Annotated in this window: 16 protein-coding genes; 7 read left to right on the forward strand and 9 right to left on the reverse strand. The window is 38.0% G+C overall.

The window, feature by feature from the left end; genetic code table 11:
- Positions 1-120: 120 nt before the first annotated feature.
- Complete coding sequence (locus tag ACIQXV_RS03930) at positions 121-861, reverse strand: GntR family transcriptional regulator (protein ID WP_402956191.1); 741 nt, start codon at positions 859-861, stop codon at positions 121-123.
- 456 nt (positions 862-1,317) lie between these two features.
- Positions 1,318-1,785 carry a GNAT family N-acetyltransferase gene (locus ACIQXV_RS03935; protein ID WP_402956334.1) on the reverse strand — a complete coding sequence of 156 codons (468 nt, stop codon included), beginning with the start codon at positions 1,783-1,785 and terminating at the stop codon, positions 1,318-1,320.
- Between the two features lie 191 nt (positions 1,786-1,976).
- On the opposite strand from ACIQXV_RS03935, the gene ACIQXV_RS03940 reads away from it, so the two are divergent.
- Positions 1,977-2,993, forward strand: coding sequence for a S66 family peptidase (locus ACIQXV_RS03940; RefSeq protein ID WP_402956193.1), 1,017 nt, complete (start codon positions 1,977-1,979; stop codon positions 2,991-2,993).
- 68 nt (positions 2,994-3,061) lie between these two features.
- Positions 3,062-3,532 carry a divergent PAP2 family protein gene (locus ACIQXV_RS03945; protein ID WP_402956195.1) on the forward strand — a complete coding sequence of 157 codons (471 nt, stop codon included), beginning with the start codon at positions 3,062-3,064 and terminating at the stop codon, positions 3,530-3,532.
- Between the two features lie 633 nt (positions 3,533-4,165).
- Here ACIQXV_RS03945 and ACIQXV_RS03950 read toward each other — a convergent pair.
- Both ACIQXV_RS03950 and ACIQXV_RS03955 read right to left on the reverse strand, forming a co-directional pair.
- The gene (locus ACIQXV_RS03950; protein ID WP_402956336.1) at positions 4,166-5,002 is read right to left on the reverse strand and encodes an aldo/keto reductase; all 837 of its coding nucleotides are present in this window, start codon (positions 5,000-5,002) and stop codon (positions 4,166-4,168) included.
- 123 nt (positions 5,003-5,125) lie between these two features.
- Positions 5,126-5,974, reverse strand: coding sequence for a pentapeptide repeat-containing protein (locus ACIQXV_RS03955; RefSeq protein WP_402956197.1), 849 nt, complete (start codon positions 5,972-5,974; stop codon positions 5,126-5,128).
- A gap of 217 nt (positions 5,975-6,191) precedes the next feature.
- Between ACIQXV_RS03955 and ACIQXV_RS03960 the strand changes: the two genes are divergently transcribed.
- Positions 6,192-6,710 (forward strand): CBO0543 family protein, encoded by a 519-nt coding sequence (locus tag ACIQXV_RS03960; protein WP_402956199.1) that lies wholly within the window; start codon positions 6,192-6,194, stop codon positions 6,708-6,710.
- Positions 6,711-6,875: 165 nt separating this feature from the next.
- Complete coding sequence (locus ACIQXV_RS03965; RefSeq protein WP_402956338.1) at positions 6,876-7,772, forward strand: DMT family transporter; 897 nt, start codon at positions 6,876-6,878, stop codon at positions 7,770-7,772.
- A gap of 31 nt (positions 7,773-7,803) precedes the next feature.
- On the opposite strand, the gene ACIQXV_RS03970 is transcribed toward ACIQXV_RS03965, so the two are convergent.
- Both ACIQXV_RS03970 and ACIQXV_RS03975 read right to left on the reverse strand, forming a co-directional pair.
- A complete protein-coding gene (locus tag ACIQXV_RS03970; protein WP_402956201.1) occupies positions 7,804-7,986 on the reverse strand; it encodes a hypothetical protein in 183 nt (60 codons plus the stop codon).
- Between the two features lies 1 nt (position 7,987).
- Complete coding sequence (locus ACIQXV_RS03975; RefSeq protein WP_402956203.1) at positions 7,988-8,182, reverse strand: hypothetical protein; 195 nt, start codon at positions 8,180-8,182, stop codon at positions 7,988-7,990.
- 285 nt (positions 8,183-8,467) lie between these two features.
- On the opposite strand from ACIQXV_RS03975, the gene ACIQXV_RS03980 reads away from it, so the two are divergent.
- Complete coding sequence (locus ACIQXV_RS03980) at positions 8,468-8,650, forward strand: hypothetical protein (RefSeq protein ID WP_402956205.1); 183 nt, start codon at positions 8,468-8,470, stop codon at positions 8,648-8,650.
- A gap of 169 nt (positions 8,651-8,819) precedes the next feature.
- Entirely contained in the window at positions 8,820-9,404 is a 585-nt protein-coding gene (locus tag ACIQXV_RS03985) for a M15 family metallopeptidase (RefSeq protein ID WP_402956207.1), read from the forward strand.
- A gap of 165 nt (positions 9,405-9,569) precedes the next feature.
- Here ACIQXV_RS03985 and ACIQXV_RS03990 read toward each other — a convergent pair whose 3' ends face one another.
- Both ACIQXV_RS03990 and ACIQXV_RS03995 read right to left on the reverse strand, forming a co-directional pair.
- Complete coding sequence (locus ACIQXV_RS03990) at positions 9,570-10,763, reverse strand: chromate transporter (protein WP_402956209.1); 1,194 nt, start codon at positions 10,761-10,763, stop codon at positions 9,570-9,572.
- Between the two features lie 218 nt (positions 10,764-10,981).
- Positions 10,982-13,465 carry an alkaline phosphatase PhoX gene (locus ACIQXV_RS03995; protein WP_402956211.1) on the reverse strand — a complete coding sequence of 828 codons (2,484 nt, stop codon included), beginning with the start codon at positions 13,463-13,465 and terminating at the stop codon, positions 10,982-10,984.
- 216 nt (positions 13,466-13,681) lie between these two features.
- Here ACIQXV_RS03995 and ACIQXV_RS04000 point away from each other — a divergent pair, with 216 nt between their 5' ends.
- On the forward strand, positions 13,682-14,881 hold the full coding sequence (locus ACIQXV_RS04000; protein WP_402956213.1) for a CynX/NimT family MFS transporter: 1,200 nt from the start codon (positions 13,682-13,684) through the stop codon (positions 14,879-14,881).
- 151 nt (positions 14,882-15,032) lie between these two features.
- Here the strand turns inward: ACIQXV_RS04000 and ACIQXV_RS04005 are convergent, their stop codons facing one another.
- On the reverse strand, positions 15,033-15,491 hold the full coding sequence (locus tag ACIQXV_RS04005; RefSeq protein WP_402956215.1) for a GNAT family N-acetyltransferase: 459 nt from the start codon (positions 15,489-15,491) through the stop codon (positions 15,033-15,035).
- Positions 15,492-15,567 lie beyond the last annotated feature (76 nt).

Below are 15,567 nucleotides of genomic sequence, written 5' to 3' on the forward strand. Positions count from 1 at the left end.
GAATAGCATATTATTTTTCTGTTAGCAACAATTATTTAAGTTAGGTTTTGCTTTTTTACACAAAAAAAAATACAGTGCATTTCACGAAGAAATGACACTGTAAAAAATACTTTTATTTTGCTATTTAGCTGCATTAATTCTGATCTGACTGAACTCTTTTGGGATATAGTATTTGTTATAAACAACAGGATATTGATCGCTAATATAAACACTTTCCAGAATTAGATCGCATTCCTCCCCCTTAAAAAGTTGATATTTTTGTAACATTTTATTCACGGCGACGGATCGTTTGATTTCAATGGTTGAAGAGTTTGCAACTTCATATACTTTCTCTTCAAGCATCGCTAACAATTGCTCTTCATTCTGAAGGTCTAGATTTAATTCGGTCACAGTTTCGACAGCCATCATAGTAAGCCCATAGGCCACTACTTTTTCCCCGCTTTTATACCAGCGTTCAAATGCCACTACAGCAGCCATTTTTTTCTTTAATACTTCCTCTGCATAGTCACTGGCTAAATCGATTCTGAAATTCAATTCCACTACATCAATCGTTTCCGAATGACATTTATAAAGCGGATTTCCCACTTTCTCAAGGCCAACTGTATGATGGGTTTGATGGAACTTTGTAATAAAATTCCCTTTCCCATGAATATTTCTGACCAAGCCGTCATCTTGCAAAAGAGCTAAAGCCTGTCTAAGAGTCATTCTGCTTACACCCAGTCTCTTAGCAAGTTCAGGTTCCGTTGGCAGCCTGCTATCGGGAGGAAATGTCCCTTCCATAATCAGCTTATACAGCTTATCGTATACGATAATATATAGTGGTTTTTTCGATTTATTCAAATCGTTTTGATTGAAATTCATACTTTTCACACCTAATTTTTGTTTTTTCTCAAATATTTATCACCATTATACCTTAATCACTATGGATTGTTTTCAGGGGATTTGATTTTTATAGTGTAAAACTTGTATCATTTTTTCTAATAATTAACGAATGAGTAATATTTAATTCATATTTTATTAATATTCCAGCACTATAATTAATAGCAGAGGGGATAGCATGCGTGGCTATCATGGTATTTGGCGAAGGCGGAGCCAGTACTTTCAGGAGTGTTTGATTTTTGCCTATTTGATATCGCGATCGTGGATGTATGAAAGTGCAAAGTGTTTTTCGGGTTAGCTTGAATTCCTTATAAACTGCCTGGCTCTCATTATGTGAACAAAAAATTGACCCTTGCTAACGATTTTCAGCAAGGGTCTATGGAAAAGACGAAGCCCTTTTATGGGTTGGATCAGAATTAAGCTTCATTTTATGGTTAGCTATAAATAGTAACTCATAATAATAAGCTCTCCTTTTGTCCCCATCCTTCTTTCTCCCTCATCTATAAATCCACATTTTTTATATAAGTTTTGTGCAGCCTCATTTTGTAGATTAACCGCCAATACAATTTCATTTATACCTTGATAATGTGCTTTTACAAAATCAGGCAATAACATTAATGCATTGTAGGCATAGCCTTTACCTTGATGGCGAAAATCTGTTGAAAAGGCTCTTACCAAAATCGCATGATGATTTTCTGAAAAAGGTTTTGCTCCCTCATTTTTATGGAGGTCGAAAAAAGTAACTAATCTATCTTCCTCGATTGCTAAGATCGACTCACGATTCGAATCTTGACTAGAAAGTTTGATACTGTCAACAGGTGTACCGGTAAATCTAAGTTGTTCTTCTGTTAAAATATATTTTTCAATCGCGTTTCTAAATCCTTCATTATAAAAATAGAGTTCCATAAAGACACCTCTCCTCCCATTTAAAACACCTGTTCCCATTTTATCAACTTCAGGAGATAGTTTCTATTATGATCATCATAATTTTCCTAATTTTTTCAGGTTACGAGAACAATTATATTATCTTTTAGAAATATAGTTTAACTTCAGGCAAGTCATCTGGTAAAATCATCTAAAAGTGAGGAGGATTTTCCATGATTACATATCCACATTTAAAAAACGGAGCTTCAATAGGGGTCACAGCACCTTCATCGGGTATACCTGTTGAATTACATAAACTGGTAACCATAGCTTGCAATCGTCTGGAACAGAGAGGCTTTCGAATAACCTGTGGCGATACTGTTTGGACGCAAAAAAAGGCAAAATCTGCATCAGCGGTAAAACGGGCAGCCGAATTAAATACGCTTATGGCTGACAATGAAATCGACATTATCATTCCACCGTGGGGCGGCGAATTATTAATCGAAATCCTCGAACATATTGACTATGAAAATATTAGAAACAAGTGGATATTAGGGTACTCCGATATTAGCGGCTTGCTCTTAGCTATCACATTGAAGACAGGAATCGCTACTGCTCACGGAACTAATTTAATTGATTTACGAGGAGAATTTTCGGACGAAACGACAGCCATGTGGCAGCCAGTATTATCAACAAAAACAGACGAATCAGTCCTTCAGCAGTCCTCTGAACAATTTCAGAAAGAATGGCAGCACGATAATCCCTCTCCATGTGTTTTTCATTTAACTGAAAAAACTAGTTGGAAAACTGCCCCAAATCGTAATATGAAAATACAAGGCCGCTTACTTGGCGGGTGTATTGATATTATTAGACATTTAATTGGCACACCGTTCGGTGATGTTCAAAGCTTTAGAAAAAAATATATAAATGGAGATCCTGTTATTTGGTATTTGGAGAACTGTGAATTGAATACCACAGACCTTCGAAGGTCATTGGTACAAATGAAATTAGCTGGCTGGTTTGACCAATGCTCTGGTCTAATGTTTGGCCGAAGCCCCGCGAATACACCAGTCGATAACTATACGGTTGAAGATGTTTATCAGGACCTTGCTAATGAACTCGACATCCCGGTCATTTATGATATTGATTGCGGCCATGTTCCACCGCAGATTACTTTTATCAATGGGGCATATGCAGAAGTTAAGGTCTCAGATGGAAAAGGAACCGTATTGCAAACTTTTCGGCCATAATTAATAATTTTCATGATTTTGGTTTTTTTGTCATATTCTAAGGACATACAATCATTAGGGGGAACGTGATGTTTTTATCCTATCCAATCTTAGCTGCACTTTTAGGAATGTTGATTGCCCAATTTGTAAAAATACCTATTCACTATATCACGTCGAGAGAATTAAAATGGAATCTGATGTTTAGTACCGGCGGCATGCCTAGTTCTCATACAGCTACCATAATTTCTTTAACTACAGCCATTGGGTTAACCTCAGGTCTCAAATCAAATGAGTTTGCTATATGCGTGATTGTTTCGCTAATTGTCATGCATGATGCCACAGGAGTTCGCAGACATGCCGGCTACCATGCTGAAGTGTTAAATACTTTATTAGCTGATTGGAACCGACTCATCGAAACCTTAAAAAATCCAAATTTAAAGAAGACAGAGTCAAGAGAAAAGCTCAAAGAACTATTAGGACATCAACCAGCAGAGGTATTTTTCGGAGCGATAACAGGAATCATTGTTGGAATTCTTACTTACCAAGTCTATCCGTTTTAATAACGACTTCAGGTATTTCTTTAGAGAGGGATTTTTAGCTATTTTCCAATTGGCTTAAGACCCTATTACCCACCATTTTAAAAGAAAGTGAACCTCGCCAAAAAAATTTTAACTGGTTCACTTAACAGGTCCAAACAAACAAATCATAATGGAAAACACACTATATTTCACTTTAGAAATCACAGTGTGTTTTTTTGTTATTATACCAAGGCCCGAAGCCCTAATTGTGGCATTAATCAAATTTTGGTATTGCCTGAAAAATAGGGGATTCGGGTACTTATCAGGTTCTATGCGACCGAATCCCCTTTAAAATCATGTCAACGGTCGCTTATCGTGGTTCTACGCGACCGAATCCCTTTTAAAATCATTGATACGGTCGCTTATAAGGGCTCTACGCGACCAAAGCCCCTATAAAATCATGTCAACGGTCGCTTATCAGGGCTCTACGCGACCGAATCCCATTTGAAATCATTGAAACGGTCGCATATCTAGATTCTAAGCGACCAAAACTCTTTTAAAATCATCGAAGCGGTCGCTTAGCAAGGTTCTAAAGATAGATAACAAATTTAGTTAAATGCCAGATTCATTTTTTCAAGCATGGACTATCATCAGCCCCCAAGATTCAATCTTAACTTAAAACCCTGCCGTCATCGTGTCCGGATGTGATCCAGCGCGGCTATCCTGATTTAAGCCATCGATTTGGACCATATCTTCTGCCGTTAATTCAAAATCGAAAACATCTGCGTTTTCAATAATGCGATGCTCTTTGATTGATTTTGGAATCGTAACAACTCCATTTTGAAGATCCCAGCGTAAAATAACTTGGGCGACGGACTTATTATATTTATGGGCAATGTCGACAAGAACAGGCTCTTCTAAAAGCTTCCCTTGTTTTAGAGGTGACCATGCTTCCAGTTGAATCCCTTCCTTCACACAAAATGCTTGAAGCTCTTTTTGCGTTAAATGTGGATGGTACTCAACCTGATTGACCATTGGTTTAATTTCGGCGGAACCGATTAAATCTTCTAGATGGTGAATCTGGAAGTTACTTACACCAATGGAGCGTACACGCCCATCTTTGTAAAGCTTTTCTAAAGCCTTCCAGGTATCTTTACATTTGTCTTTACCTGGCCAGTGAATTAAATAAAGATCCAAGTAATCGAGTCCGAGCTTGTTAAGGCTGGTTTCGAAGGCATTTAAAGTGGTTTCATAGCCTTGGTCAGCATTCCAAACCTTTGATGTAATAAACAAATCTTCACGAGCGACGCCGGATTCACGAATGGCTTGACCAACACCCTCTTCATTCCCATAAATAGCGGCTGTGTCGATACTTATGTATCCGTTCCGAATAGCAGCTTTTACAGACTGAATAACCTCTTCACCCTCAGTTACTTTAAAAACTCCTAACCCCATCCATGGCATTTTTACACCATTATGTAATGTTGTCGTGTCTTTTAAATTGGTCGGCATCATTTATTCCTCCTTTTTAAACATAATTTTAACATACAACTGGAATTCTTTTCATTTTTATGAATCATGATTGGAAAATAGCAGCAATGAAGGAATTGCTTCATGATCCTACGTTTAAAAAAATTATTTAGCAATTTTATGCCAATGATCTGGAATACTTAAAGAAGGTGGTAATTTAGTATTCAAATCGCCCTTAGCTGAGTTAATTTGTGCTTGAGTGAGAAAGATGCTTCCTGTAAGATTGGCGCCGCTTAAATCAGCGTCTCTAAGATCTGCCCCGATAAAATCAGTCACACTTATGTCTGCCTCTCTGAGATCAGCTGCTATAAGGAAAGCACCTCTTAAATTAGATCCTCTAAGGTTAGCCCCTTTTAACTTTGCACCTAAAAGGTCAATTCCCCTGCTTATTTTTTTATTTTTATTTGGCGGCACTTTCGCACGAACCAATTCACTTGTCTGTAAAAGTAGCTCATTAACCATCGGTCTATGTGCAGGTACATTAAGTTCAATAATTGATTGGGGACTTAAATTGGTGAGACTTTCCGTTGCTTCTAAAGCAGCCTGCAAATCTTGAAAAATAGGTTGAGTTTCTTCTAAACTAAGTGCTTCATTTAAGTAATAAAGCATTTCATGAAGCTGTTGCATAATTGGAAATACTTCAAACATTTCCTTCGCTGACTCTGGGTGATCCCGCCAATCATTCCCAACATAGGTTACTTGAGATACCTTTTGACCTGCACCAAAACATTCATATACAGCACAGCCGCGAAATCCATTATTTCTGAGTTTGTTATGAATCCCACAACGATAATCGGATTGCAAATTGGGACAAGGAGTGCCACCATCTTTATCAAGTGCGAAATCTGCAGACTTAGCATATGGCAAAGCTACACAGCACAAACCAAAACATTCTTCACAGTCCGCATGATAACGTTTAAGAATATTGTCCCCAGTGGTTAATTGTTTTGACAAAACTTACACTTCCTTAGAAAAAAATTACTTATATTCTTATCAATACTATAATACAGATGGGAAATTTATTGAATTGATGTCTTCTTAAAGATATGCATAAAATATGGAATAAACATTTAATGGTTTACGGCTGATTGGGAATACTAATATCACTCTACTAAAAAGGCTGTCAAAATAATGCAGTTTTTTACGGTTATTACATAAAAAGGTGGGCCTTATGTTTCTTATTATTAGTGGCTTTATTTCCATCCTTTGTGCCTGGAAATGGGGAGATTGGAAAAATTGGCGTCAGTATCTCAGCACCATTCAATATTTTATCATCGGTGACATGCTATACAATTTGTTCACGCAAGATTTCCCGTTGTGGAACTATCCGAGTCCGCCAAATCTGCTGCCTAACCATTTGTTTAACAACCTCTTTATTATGTTCATCATCTATCCAAGTACACTGCTAATTTTTTTATATCGTTTTCCTAAAAGAAACTTTTTTAAGCAGCTTGTGTATATTTTGTTTTGGGTTTTTCTTTGGGCAGTTTTCGAATTCTTTATGGGTTACTATGGACTATTCGTTTATCATCACGGCTGGACATATAGTTGGTCAATTTTCTTTGCAAGCATTATGGTTTTAATGCTTTTACTCCATTATAAACACCCTTTATGGGCATATATGTTATCAGTACCTATAACAGTATTTTTCCTTTTCTGGTTTCATGTGCCGATTCTTGCTGGTAAATGACCAGTATAGAGTCAGTCTTCCGCCGCCATGCAAAAATGTCCTTCATACCCCCTATGAAGGACAAACCTCGCTGGTTTTCCTCAATGTCTTTCATACTAGTTCTTAGCAGTTGAGAATTTTCACACTTTATGATTGGATTAAGAACAAGGGGGAATCGACTTGAAAATGAAAATGAGACTTATCATGACCATGCTCATTTTTGGGAGCATCGGGATATTTGTAAAAAAGATTGAACTATCTTCAAGTGAAATTGCATTTTTAAGAGGGGTCATCGGCAGTATTTTCTTGCTTCTTGCTAGTTTCATAGTCAAACACAAGACATCTTTTAAAGCATTAAAGAAAAATGCCATTCTTCTGCTGTTATCGGGAGCTGCCATTGGCTTTAATTGGATTTTCCTTTTTGAGGCTTACCGGTATACGACAATATCCAATGCCACGATTAGCTATTACTTTGCACCGATTTTTGTGATGATGTTAGCACCATGGGTTCTGAAGGAAAAATTAACAAGTGTGAAGGTTGTTTGCATCATCTCAGCAATGGTCGGTTTATTTTTAATCGTTAATCCTGGGGCTGGTAATACAAGCGGATCGCAAAATCATGTAGTAGGTGTTTTCTATGGCCTTTTAGCAGCAGCGTTCTATGCAAGTATAGTGTTAATGAACAAATTCATCAAAAATTTATCCGGCTTTGAAACCACATTGGTGCAATTAATGGTCGCTGCCATAGTCTTGTTTCCATATATATGGTGGCAGGGTCATCTGAATTTTGCTGATTTAAACACAACCTCCATTATTTATATCTTGATTCTAGGTATTGTACATACAGGGTTAGGTTATTTTTTATATTTTACTTCTATCAAAGAACTAAAAGGACAAACGATTGCCGTTCTTAGCTATATCGACCCAATTTCCGCCGTAATCATCGCAGCGATTTTCCTTAGTGAAGGCATGTCTCTTATTCAAATGATTGGCGGTGTTCTGGTCCTAGGGGCAACTTTTTTAAGTGAAAAACTGGAGTTGAAAATCGCGAAGAAAGGCCAAACGCCTACACCCTCTCCATAAGGATTCATGGAAAAAGGCAGACAGTGATAGATCATGTCTGCCTTTTTCCAATCAAGATTTCAAAATAGAAAAGAACGGAAGAACAAGTATGGCAAGCGAAAGAAAAAAAAAACGCTACCGCCCCGAATTTTTGTTTTTCCTTCCATAAGCTGATGCCAAACCCCATCGTATAAGCGGTTATGGCAAGCAATACGACGATGATGACTATTTTCAACCTATTTCCCTGCCTTCATTGGTTTTTTGCCATAATCCACAATTTCAACTTCCGCATTGACGTAAATGTCTGCCTTAAGATAGGATTTAGGCCAATTGAATTTTTCAAATTCCTGAATGGTTCCAAAATATTTCCTGGCATTAAAGGACAATGGGTATGGGACACCTTTTAAATCTGTCTGTATTTTTTTTAACACCTTCTCATGTTCTGTCTTGGTTCTTTATTGAATGTTTTATTAAGTGATTTTAAAATCTGTTTCATCATCCTGAACCACCCTGATTTTTATACAATTTTCCAGTATTAGGAGTTTTTATGTATGTAAAGAACGTGCGAAACTGTATTTCGCACCTTTTGTAATAGCATGATTACCAAAATGTTTACTGTCTTATCATCGATCCTTAACATCCCCTTCATCATTTCTTAATATGTTCAGGTTACAATGTTATTGTATAAACCATTACTTATGAAAGAAGGGATTTAGATGTTTTTAAAAAAGCTAGCAGAAAGTAAACTTGTGACAATTGATTACGTTAAAAATGGGATCTCACAAACCATTAAAGGTCGTGTCTATCGCCTTAACTTGCGTGAACAAATGCTCTCCTTGAAAGATGAACAACAAAATTCTTTCACTCTCCGTTTATCTGGTATTAGAAAAGTTTATTAACATGTTCTTCAGATGGGAGTAAACTTTCTTCTTTAACATCCTCTTTTTCATCCTCTTGAGACGATATCTTTTTCATCCAAAATAAGGAATATAATAATATGAAACAATTAGGCTATATCTTTCGTCTTAGATAATGAAGTAATTTTAAAGGCGAAAGGAATATGAAGTCTTGAAACGAAAACGGATAGGAAATTCTATTTATCTATTGATTCTCGTACTGGTCGCTATCCTTTTCATTATTGAATTTTTTAAGGAATCCAATCCTTTTACGGAATCGAAAATAAATCATTCTGATTCTTTCCCAACTGAACTTCATCCGATTGTGAAAGAACGTAGTAATCAATTAATCCAACAAGCGGCGGATAAAGGAATTGTGATCGTGATTACCGATGGTTTCCGAAGTTCCGAAGATCAGGATCGACTATACGAAAAAGGCCGTTCAACTGAGGGAAATATTGTAACGTATGCAAAAGGGGGAGAGTCCTATCACAATTTTGGGCTGGCTATTGATTTTGCGTTAAAGACCCCTTCAGGAAATGTGGTTTGGGATATGCAATATGATGGAAATAAAAATGGGAAAGCCGATTGGACCGAGGTTGTGAATATGGCAAAAGCTCTAGGGTTCGAATGGGGCGGTGATTGGGCTCAATTTAAGGATTACCCCCATTTAGAGATGAACTTTGGCTTGAGCATTGCGGATTTAAAGAATGGGGATAGACCTGCTGATTCATCGATGACAGCCGATACGAATTAAGGCGGACAGGGAATAGCCTAAAGGATTCCATTTTCCGGTGCATTATAGAATTGGCACACGCTATTTTTATAAGCTAAACAATTAACCCATTCTATTGGATGGGTTAATTGTATCTAATAGATTTTTGAGAAGGATCAACTTATATTTGTCCAGTTTTTATTTGATTTAAATTAATGCAATAAGTGAACCACCAATTGCTCCGGTTACTACAATAACCCAAGGAGGAAGTTTCCAATATACCAACATACTAAATAATACAGCAGCAAAAGCAAAGTCACCTGGTGCTAAAATTGAACTAGTCCAAATTGGATTATAGAAGGCGGCAATTAAGATTCCAACAACGGCTGCGTTGACTCCCATCAATGCACCTTTTATTTTGGGATTGCGACGTAATGAATCCCAAAAAGGTAAAGTACCTAATATAAGTAAAAATGCAGGCAAAAAGATGGCTACCGTTGCTAATAAACCACCTTTCCATCCATTTATTACTGCTCCCAAATAGGCGGCAAAGGTAAATAATGGACCTGGTACTGCCTGTGCAGCACCGTATCCAGCTAAAAATGATTCTTTGCTCAACCATCCAGAAGGTACAAATTCACGTTCCAGTAATGGTAACACCACATGACCACCACCAAAAACTAAAGAACCTGCTCTATAAAAGCTGTCAAATATAGCAATCCACCTTGAAGAAGTTATATCCCTCATTATAGGTAAAAGGATAAGTAATCCAAAAAATAAAAACAAACAAAGAAGTGCAAAGCCACGAGAAATGGGAATATGTATTTCTGAATCATCACTTTCAGTATGCTTTTTAAATAGGATAAAGCCTAATATGGCAGAAACAACAATTAAACCTATCTGTGTTAGTGCGGTTTGCCACAGGAGTGTACCAACCATTACAACTAATGCAATAGCTTTTCTTTTTAAATCCGGTGTAAGTTTTTGAGACATACCTAAAATAGCTTGTGCAACTACTGCTATTGCAACTATTTTAAGTCCATGTATCCAGCCAGCATTTTCTACATTTAATCCATTCAGGATTAAAGCAAATAAGATGAGAAGAATAACAGACGGAAGTGTAAAACCTAGAAAAGCAGCGATTCCACCTAGAAGTCCTCCTCGCAAAACTCCAATCCCAATTCCTACTTGGCTACTTGCAGGTCCTGGAAGGAACTGACATAGAGCCACTAAATCAGCATAACTTTTATCATCTAACCATTTCCTTCTACGAATATACTCTTCATGGAAGTAGCCTAGATGAGCGATTGGTCCTCCAAAGGATGTTAGACCAAGCCTTGCTGAAACTAAAAGTATCTCAAGAAGAGACTTAAAGCCTCTTTTGGATTTTTGTTGATTCAATCAAATCCACCTCCTTTTAGTCTTAAATTCCCTTAGTTCAGATGCCTTATTTCGTGCTTCAATTAGAGCCATATTCCTTAATAATAATATAAAAAAAATGGCGTGAGAAAACTGTTACCAGTTTTAGACGCCATTTTCCATGTCATTTAACAGTATCGCTGCACCAAACGGAACCCTTTATGAATAACGCTGTCCACCTTTAACGTTATTACTAAGAATTACTTTATCCATTCACCATTCTTATTGACTTTATAGCCTTGGATGGTGGTGTTTGCTGCCATGCTGCCATCGTTATTTAGATAGTACCACTTCTGCCCCACTTGGACCCAGCCTGTTTTCATCTTACCTGATGTTTCAAGATAGTACCATTTTGCACCGTCTTTCACCCATCCGGTCTTCATTTCACCTGATGATGCAAGATAGTACCATTCTGCTCCGTCTTTCACCCAGCCGGTTTTCATTTCACCTGATGATGCAAGATAGTACCATTCTGTTCCGTCTTTCACCCAGCCGGTTTTCATTTCACCTGATGTTGCAAGGTAATACCAATTTGCTCCATCCTTCACCCAGCCGCTCTTCATTTCACCCGATGATGCAAGATAGTACCATTTCGATCCATCCTTCACCCAGTCGGTCTCCATTTCACCGGATGATGCAAGATAGTACCATTTTGTTCCATCTTTCAACCAGCCGGTTTTCATTTCGCCGGAATCCTCAAGGAAGTACCACTTTGGCCCAACCTTTACCCAACCAGTTTGCATCACACCATTTTCATCGTAGAAGAACCATTTACCGGAAGTGAAATGCCAGCCAACATGAAGATCATTTAACTGTGGCATTCCAGCAATATAACCGATACCACCTTTTTTCAAGATGCCGATTCCCTCTTCCATTGCCTTCTCTAATGCTTGTTTATCAACTGCTGTTCCTTGGAAATTTTTAAGTTCATCCCCAGGATGCTGATAGTTGCTTAAAATATAAGAGAATCCATTAAAGTTATCAAGAACTCGTAATCCTGTTGCTTCTGCTCCAACAGGTACTGAAAGCACACGGGACAACTCTTTTGTATCGATGTTATAGCCCCAAACAAAGTTATTGGTATGCTCCACGCCATCTTCACCAATGAATAAGGTTCTCATTGTTTCCGAGTAGCTTAAGTTATCTGGTTTAGAAACTTTATTTGGATTTGCTTTATTGCCGTATGCATCTGGGGCAGATAAATCCTCACCCACAACAAGTGCTTTCATTGTAGAGGCAACATAACTACTATTAATGGTATTGCCATCCTTATCTTTTTGCCCGCCAGTTAGGCTCAATTCATAAGTTCCACCTGCAAGAATCTGTGGTAAGCGGATATCATCAACAGGATCTGCCATCTTAGTATCTTCAAGCATCCCTTTTCCGATTTCAGACATGGCCATATAGACTTTCTTATCTTTCGCGTTTACCGCTAAACCTTCCATTTTACGGAATTCAGCTGTTGCCCCTTTTAGAGCTGCATAACGACGGGATTCTAAGAACGCCGCTGCCTTTTCCATCCCTGGTTTTACTTTTAGATATTCTACTTTTGCTCCGCTAGAATCGGTTTTAACGGCCGTATAGCCTTCTGTTGGCTGGCTGGCTGTTTCAAAAATATCACTGAATTTTGTTCCATTGTCAATAATCGCTCTGACTTCATCGTCAGTCGCATGGCCAAGCTTGATCCATTCAAGATTTCCTGCTCCGCCATTTTCTGTACTCGTTTGTCCAAATTTAGCAGCATATAGAGTTCCTGCAGATAAGTCTTTTTCTTTGTCAGCAACATACATGAACGAGACGGTGTAGTTTCCATCATCGCCAAAGAATGCTGTTTTATTATCCGGCATTACCTCCATCATTTCATGGGAGAAACGGCCAGTACTATAATGTTTTACGACACTTGAATCACCATTTGGCTGTACCGTCACTTCAGGAATCCAACCATAATTATATGGATTTCCTTTCGTTTCATCACCAAAGTATAGCTTAGCAAAACCTTTCACATTCGTTGAATCTTTATCTGTCCCTATTTCTGCTTCAAATTGACGAGCATTTGGCTCATATTCTTCCGATCCTAAATGGGTTCCCCAAGGAGAGGTAGAGCCATTACATGGAATCCAAAGTCCATTTACGAGGGAAAAGTCAACCTTCTTGGCTTCTTTTATCGATAATTCGCCATTCTTTTTATCTTGATTTAATGAAGTTAAGGTCATCGAGGCCGGAACTACTCCGTAAGCCGAATTCCCTGCACTATCAAGTGTTTGATATTCAAAATGGGATACTAGGAATAGATTTCCGCCAACATTCATTAAACTATTAGAATCTGGTGCATCGGAAATATAGTATGATTCTTGTCCTGGGATGCTTTTATCCATGATCGGATTCCCTTTAGCGTCGATTGGGGTACCTGCAGGGATTTTCACCCCTTTATTTGTCACAATTTTTTCATCAGAAAGGTATAGCTGTTTATATGAAAGTGGGAAATTCTTTGTTGCTCCATTACTATAGGTAACATCCATTGACGCACCTGTGTATGTTTGTACCATTTCTTCGATGGTAGCTGGAGCTTTCATGGAATTAAATTTGATAGAATTGATTGTGAGGTCCTTCCCTGCCGCTGCTGCAGGAGTTACTGCTGGAATCATTAAACTAAGTGCTAATACAGCTGTTAATCGCTTTTTCATGTCTTAATTTCCTCCCCCAATTTAGATTACCTCTCTATTAAAACCCAAGAATATTAAGCTAAGGTTAATAGGATGTTGAGGGGATGTGAAGAATTGTAAATTTTACAAACATTTTTCGAAGTGTATATTGTCGAATTACCGTTTGGGGAACAGTGACTGTCAATGTTTGAAATGATATACTTTAAGAACTTTGTTTATTAGAGAGGAGTTTTATTTGTGGAGTTACAAAAATCAAATGCTCAAACAAAATCGACATATACATTTTTACTGGTAACAGGGATTATCCTTGTCGCATTTAATTTGCGTCCAGCCATTACATCATTAGGTCCTTTAGTTGGTAATATTCAAGAAGATGTTGGGCTGGCACATTGGAGTGCAGGCCTATTAATGAGTCTGCCCTTAATCGTTTTTGCGATTATGTCACCTATCGTTCCCAAAATTGCTAATCGAATAACAAATGAGAGGACATTACTCGTTGGTTTGATCTTACTTTTTATCGGTATAGGGATCCGTTCCATTCCAATGACGTTTTTTCTTTATACTGGAACCCTTTTTATTGGGGCAGGTATCGCCATTGGAAATGTTCTTTTGCCAGCCGTTGTAAAGGATAAATTTCCACAGAAATTCGGTCTCATGACAAGTGTTTATTCAACCTCAATGGGATTGATTGCATCACTGGCATCAGGAGTTAGTGTTCCTCTAGCAGATGGGTTAAACCTCGGCTGGCAGGGAGCCCTAATCGTCTGGGGGATACCGGTAGTAGCAGCTATCTTGGTGTGGGCTTTTCTACTCAAATTTAATCAAGGAAGTCAAAAAGGAATAAAAAGAGTTAGTTCTACCTCTAGTCACATCTGGCGTTCGCCGCTCGCCTGGCAAATCGCGATATTTATGGGATTTCAGTCCTTTTTATTTTATGTAACCATTTCTTGGTTACCTGAAATCTTACATAGTCATGGAATGAGTATGGAAACAGCAGGCTGGATGCTTTCATTTACCCAAATAGTGGGGCTGCCCGCTTCTTTCTTGATTCCTGTCATGTCGGGCCGTTTCCGTTCACAAACTTGGATTGCCTTCATGGTAACGGTGTGCTCACTCGTTGGATTTGTTGGCTTACTGCTAGGGTCAGCCTTTTACATTATCATCATCAGTATTATATTAATTGGGATTGGATTAGGAGGAACCTTTCCATTAGCGCTAAGCTATATTGGACTTCGGGCTAGGAATGCCAGCCAGGCTGCAGAGTTATCTGGAATGGCACAATCATCCGGTTATATTCTTGCAGCAGTAGGCCCTTTGTTTATTGGATATTTATTTGACAAGACCCATATGTGGACAGTACCACTTATCACACTCATCGTCATTTCTGTAGTCGTGATGATTTTTGGGATGTTGTCGGGTCGCAATCGGTTTGTCTAAGGATCCCATATCTAAAAGCCCGTTCTTTTTACCTTAGAGACACTTCTACATCATTTGCGGGCATTATAAGCCCGTTCTTTTTCATTATAAGGTTTCTTAAGGACATTTTTGAGCATCTGACCGCTAGTTTTGTCCTTAAGAAAGCCCTTTACTACTGGTATGGAAATTGGCGAACTTTTTGCATGAGTCGCTCGGGATTACTAATCTCTTCAAAGCCAAATTTTTTATATAATGAATGCGCATCGTTTGTTGCTAGCATGAACCTGCGGACCTCTTTTAGTTCATGATGGTTACAAATAATATCCATTAGCCATTTCGATAATCCTAATTTGCGATATTCTGGTAAAATAAACACATCCGACAGATAAGCAAAAGTAGCTAGATCTGATACCACTCTGGCAAATCCAACTTGTTGACTACCTCCATGATCAACCTCGCCTTTATAAACACCAAAACATAAGGCAGTATGTTCAATTGACTTTATTACTGTTTCCTTTGGAATCCCCTTTGACCAGTAAGCTTCTTGACTTAAAAAATTGTGTATTAACTCCACATCTAAATATTCTTTTTTAGTAGAAATGGAGAATCCTTTTGATTTCCAAATATCCATTGCAAATCCCCTACCTTTTTTGAGTTACTTTTTACTCAAACTGTTTTATACTTTTTCTAAAGATTCGTTCATTCAA

The sequence above is a fragment of the Neobacillus sp. NPDC097160 genome, from assembly GCF_044762155.1.
Taxonomy (GTDB): Bacteria; Bacillota; Bacilli; order Bacillales; family Cytobacillaceae; genus Neobacillus.

What these genes read in the sequence shown, in the direction of transcription:
- ACIQXV_RS04005 (WP_402956215.1), bottom strand. Translation starts at nt 15,491, where the DNA reads ATGGATATTTGGAAATCAAAAGGATTCTCCATTTCTACTAAAAAAGAA.
- ACIQXV_RS03950 (WP_402956336.1), bottom strand. Translation starts at nt 5,002, where the DNA reads ATGCCGACCAATTTAAAAGACACGACAACATTACATAATGGTGTAAAA.
- ACIQXV_RS03940 (WP_402956193.1), top strand. Translation starts at nt 1,977, where the DNA reads ATGATTACATATCCACATTTAAAAAACGGAGCTTCAATAGGGGTCACA.
- ACIQXV_RS03965 (WP_402956338.1), top strand. Translation starts at nt 6,876, where the DNA reads ATGAAAATGAGACTTATCATGACCATGCTCATTTTTGGGAGCATCGGG.
- ACIQXV_RS03995 (WP_402956211.1), bottom strand. Translation starts at nt 13,465, where the DNA reads ATGAAAAAGCGATTAACAGCTGTATTAGCACTTAGTTTAATGATTCCA.
- ACIQXV_RS03935 (WP_402956334.1), bottom strand. Translation starts at nt 1,785, where the DNA reads ATGGAACTCTATTTTTATAATGAAGGATTTAGAAACGCGATTGAAAAA.
- ACIQXV_RS03930 (WP_402956191.1), bottom strand. Translation starts at nt 861, where the DNA reads ATGAATTTCAATCAAAACGATTTGAATAAATCGAAAAAACCACTATAT.
- ACIQXV_RS03980 (WP_402956205.1), top strand. Translation starts at nt 8,468, where the DNA reads ATGTTTTTAAAAAAGCTAGCAGAAAGTAAACTTGTGACAATTGATTAC.
- ACIQXV_RS03960 (WP_402956199.1), top strand. Translation starts at nt 6,192, where the DNA reads ATGTTTCTTATTATTAGTGGCTTTATTTCCATCCTTTGTGCCTGGAAA.
- ACIQXV_RS03945 (WP_402956195.1), top strand. Translation starts at nt 3,062, where the DNA reads ATGTTTTTATCCTATCCAATCTTAGCTGCACTTTTAGGAATGTTGATT.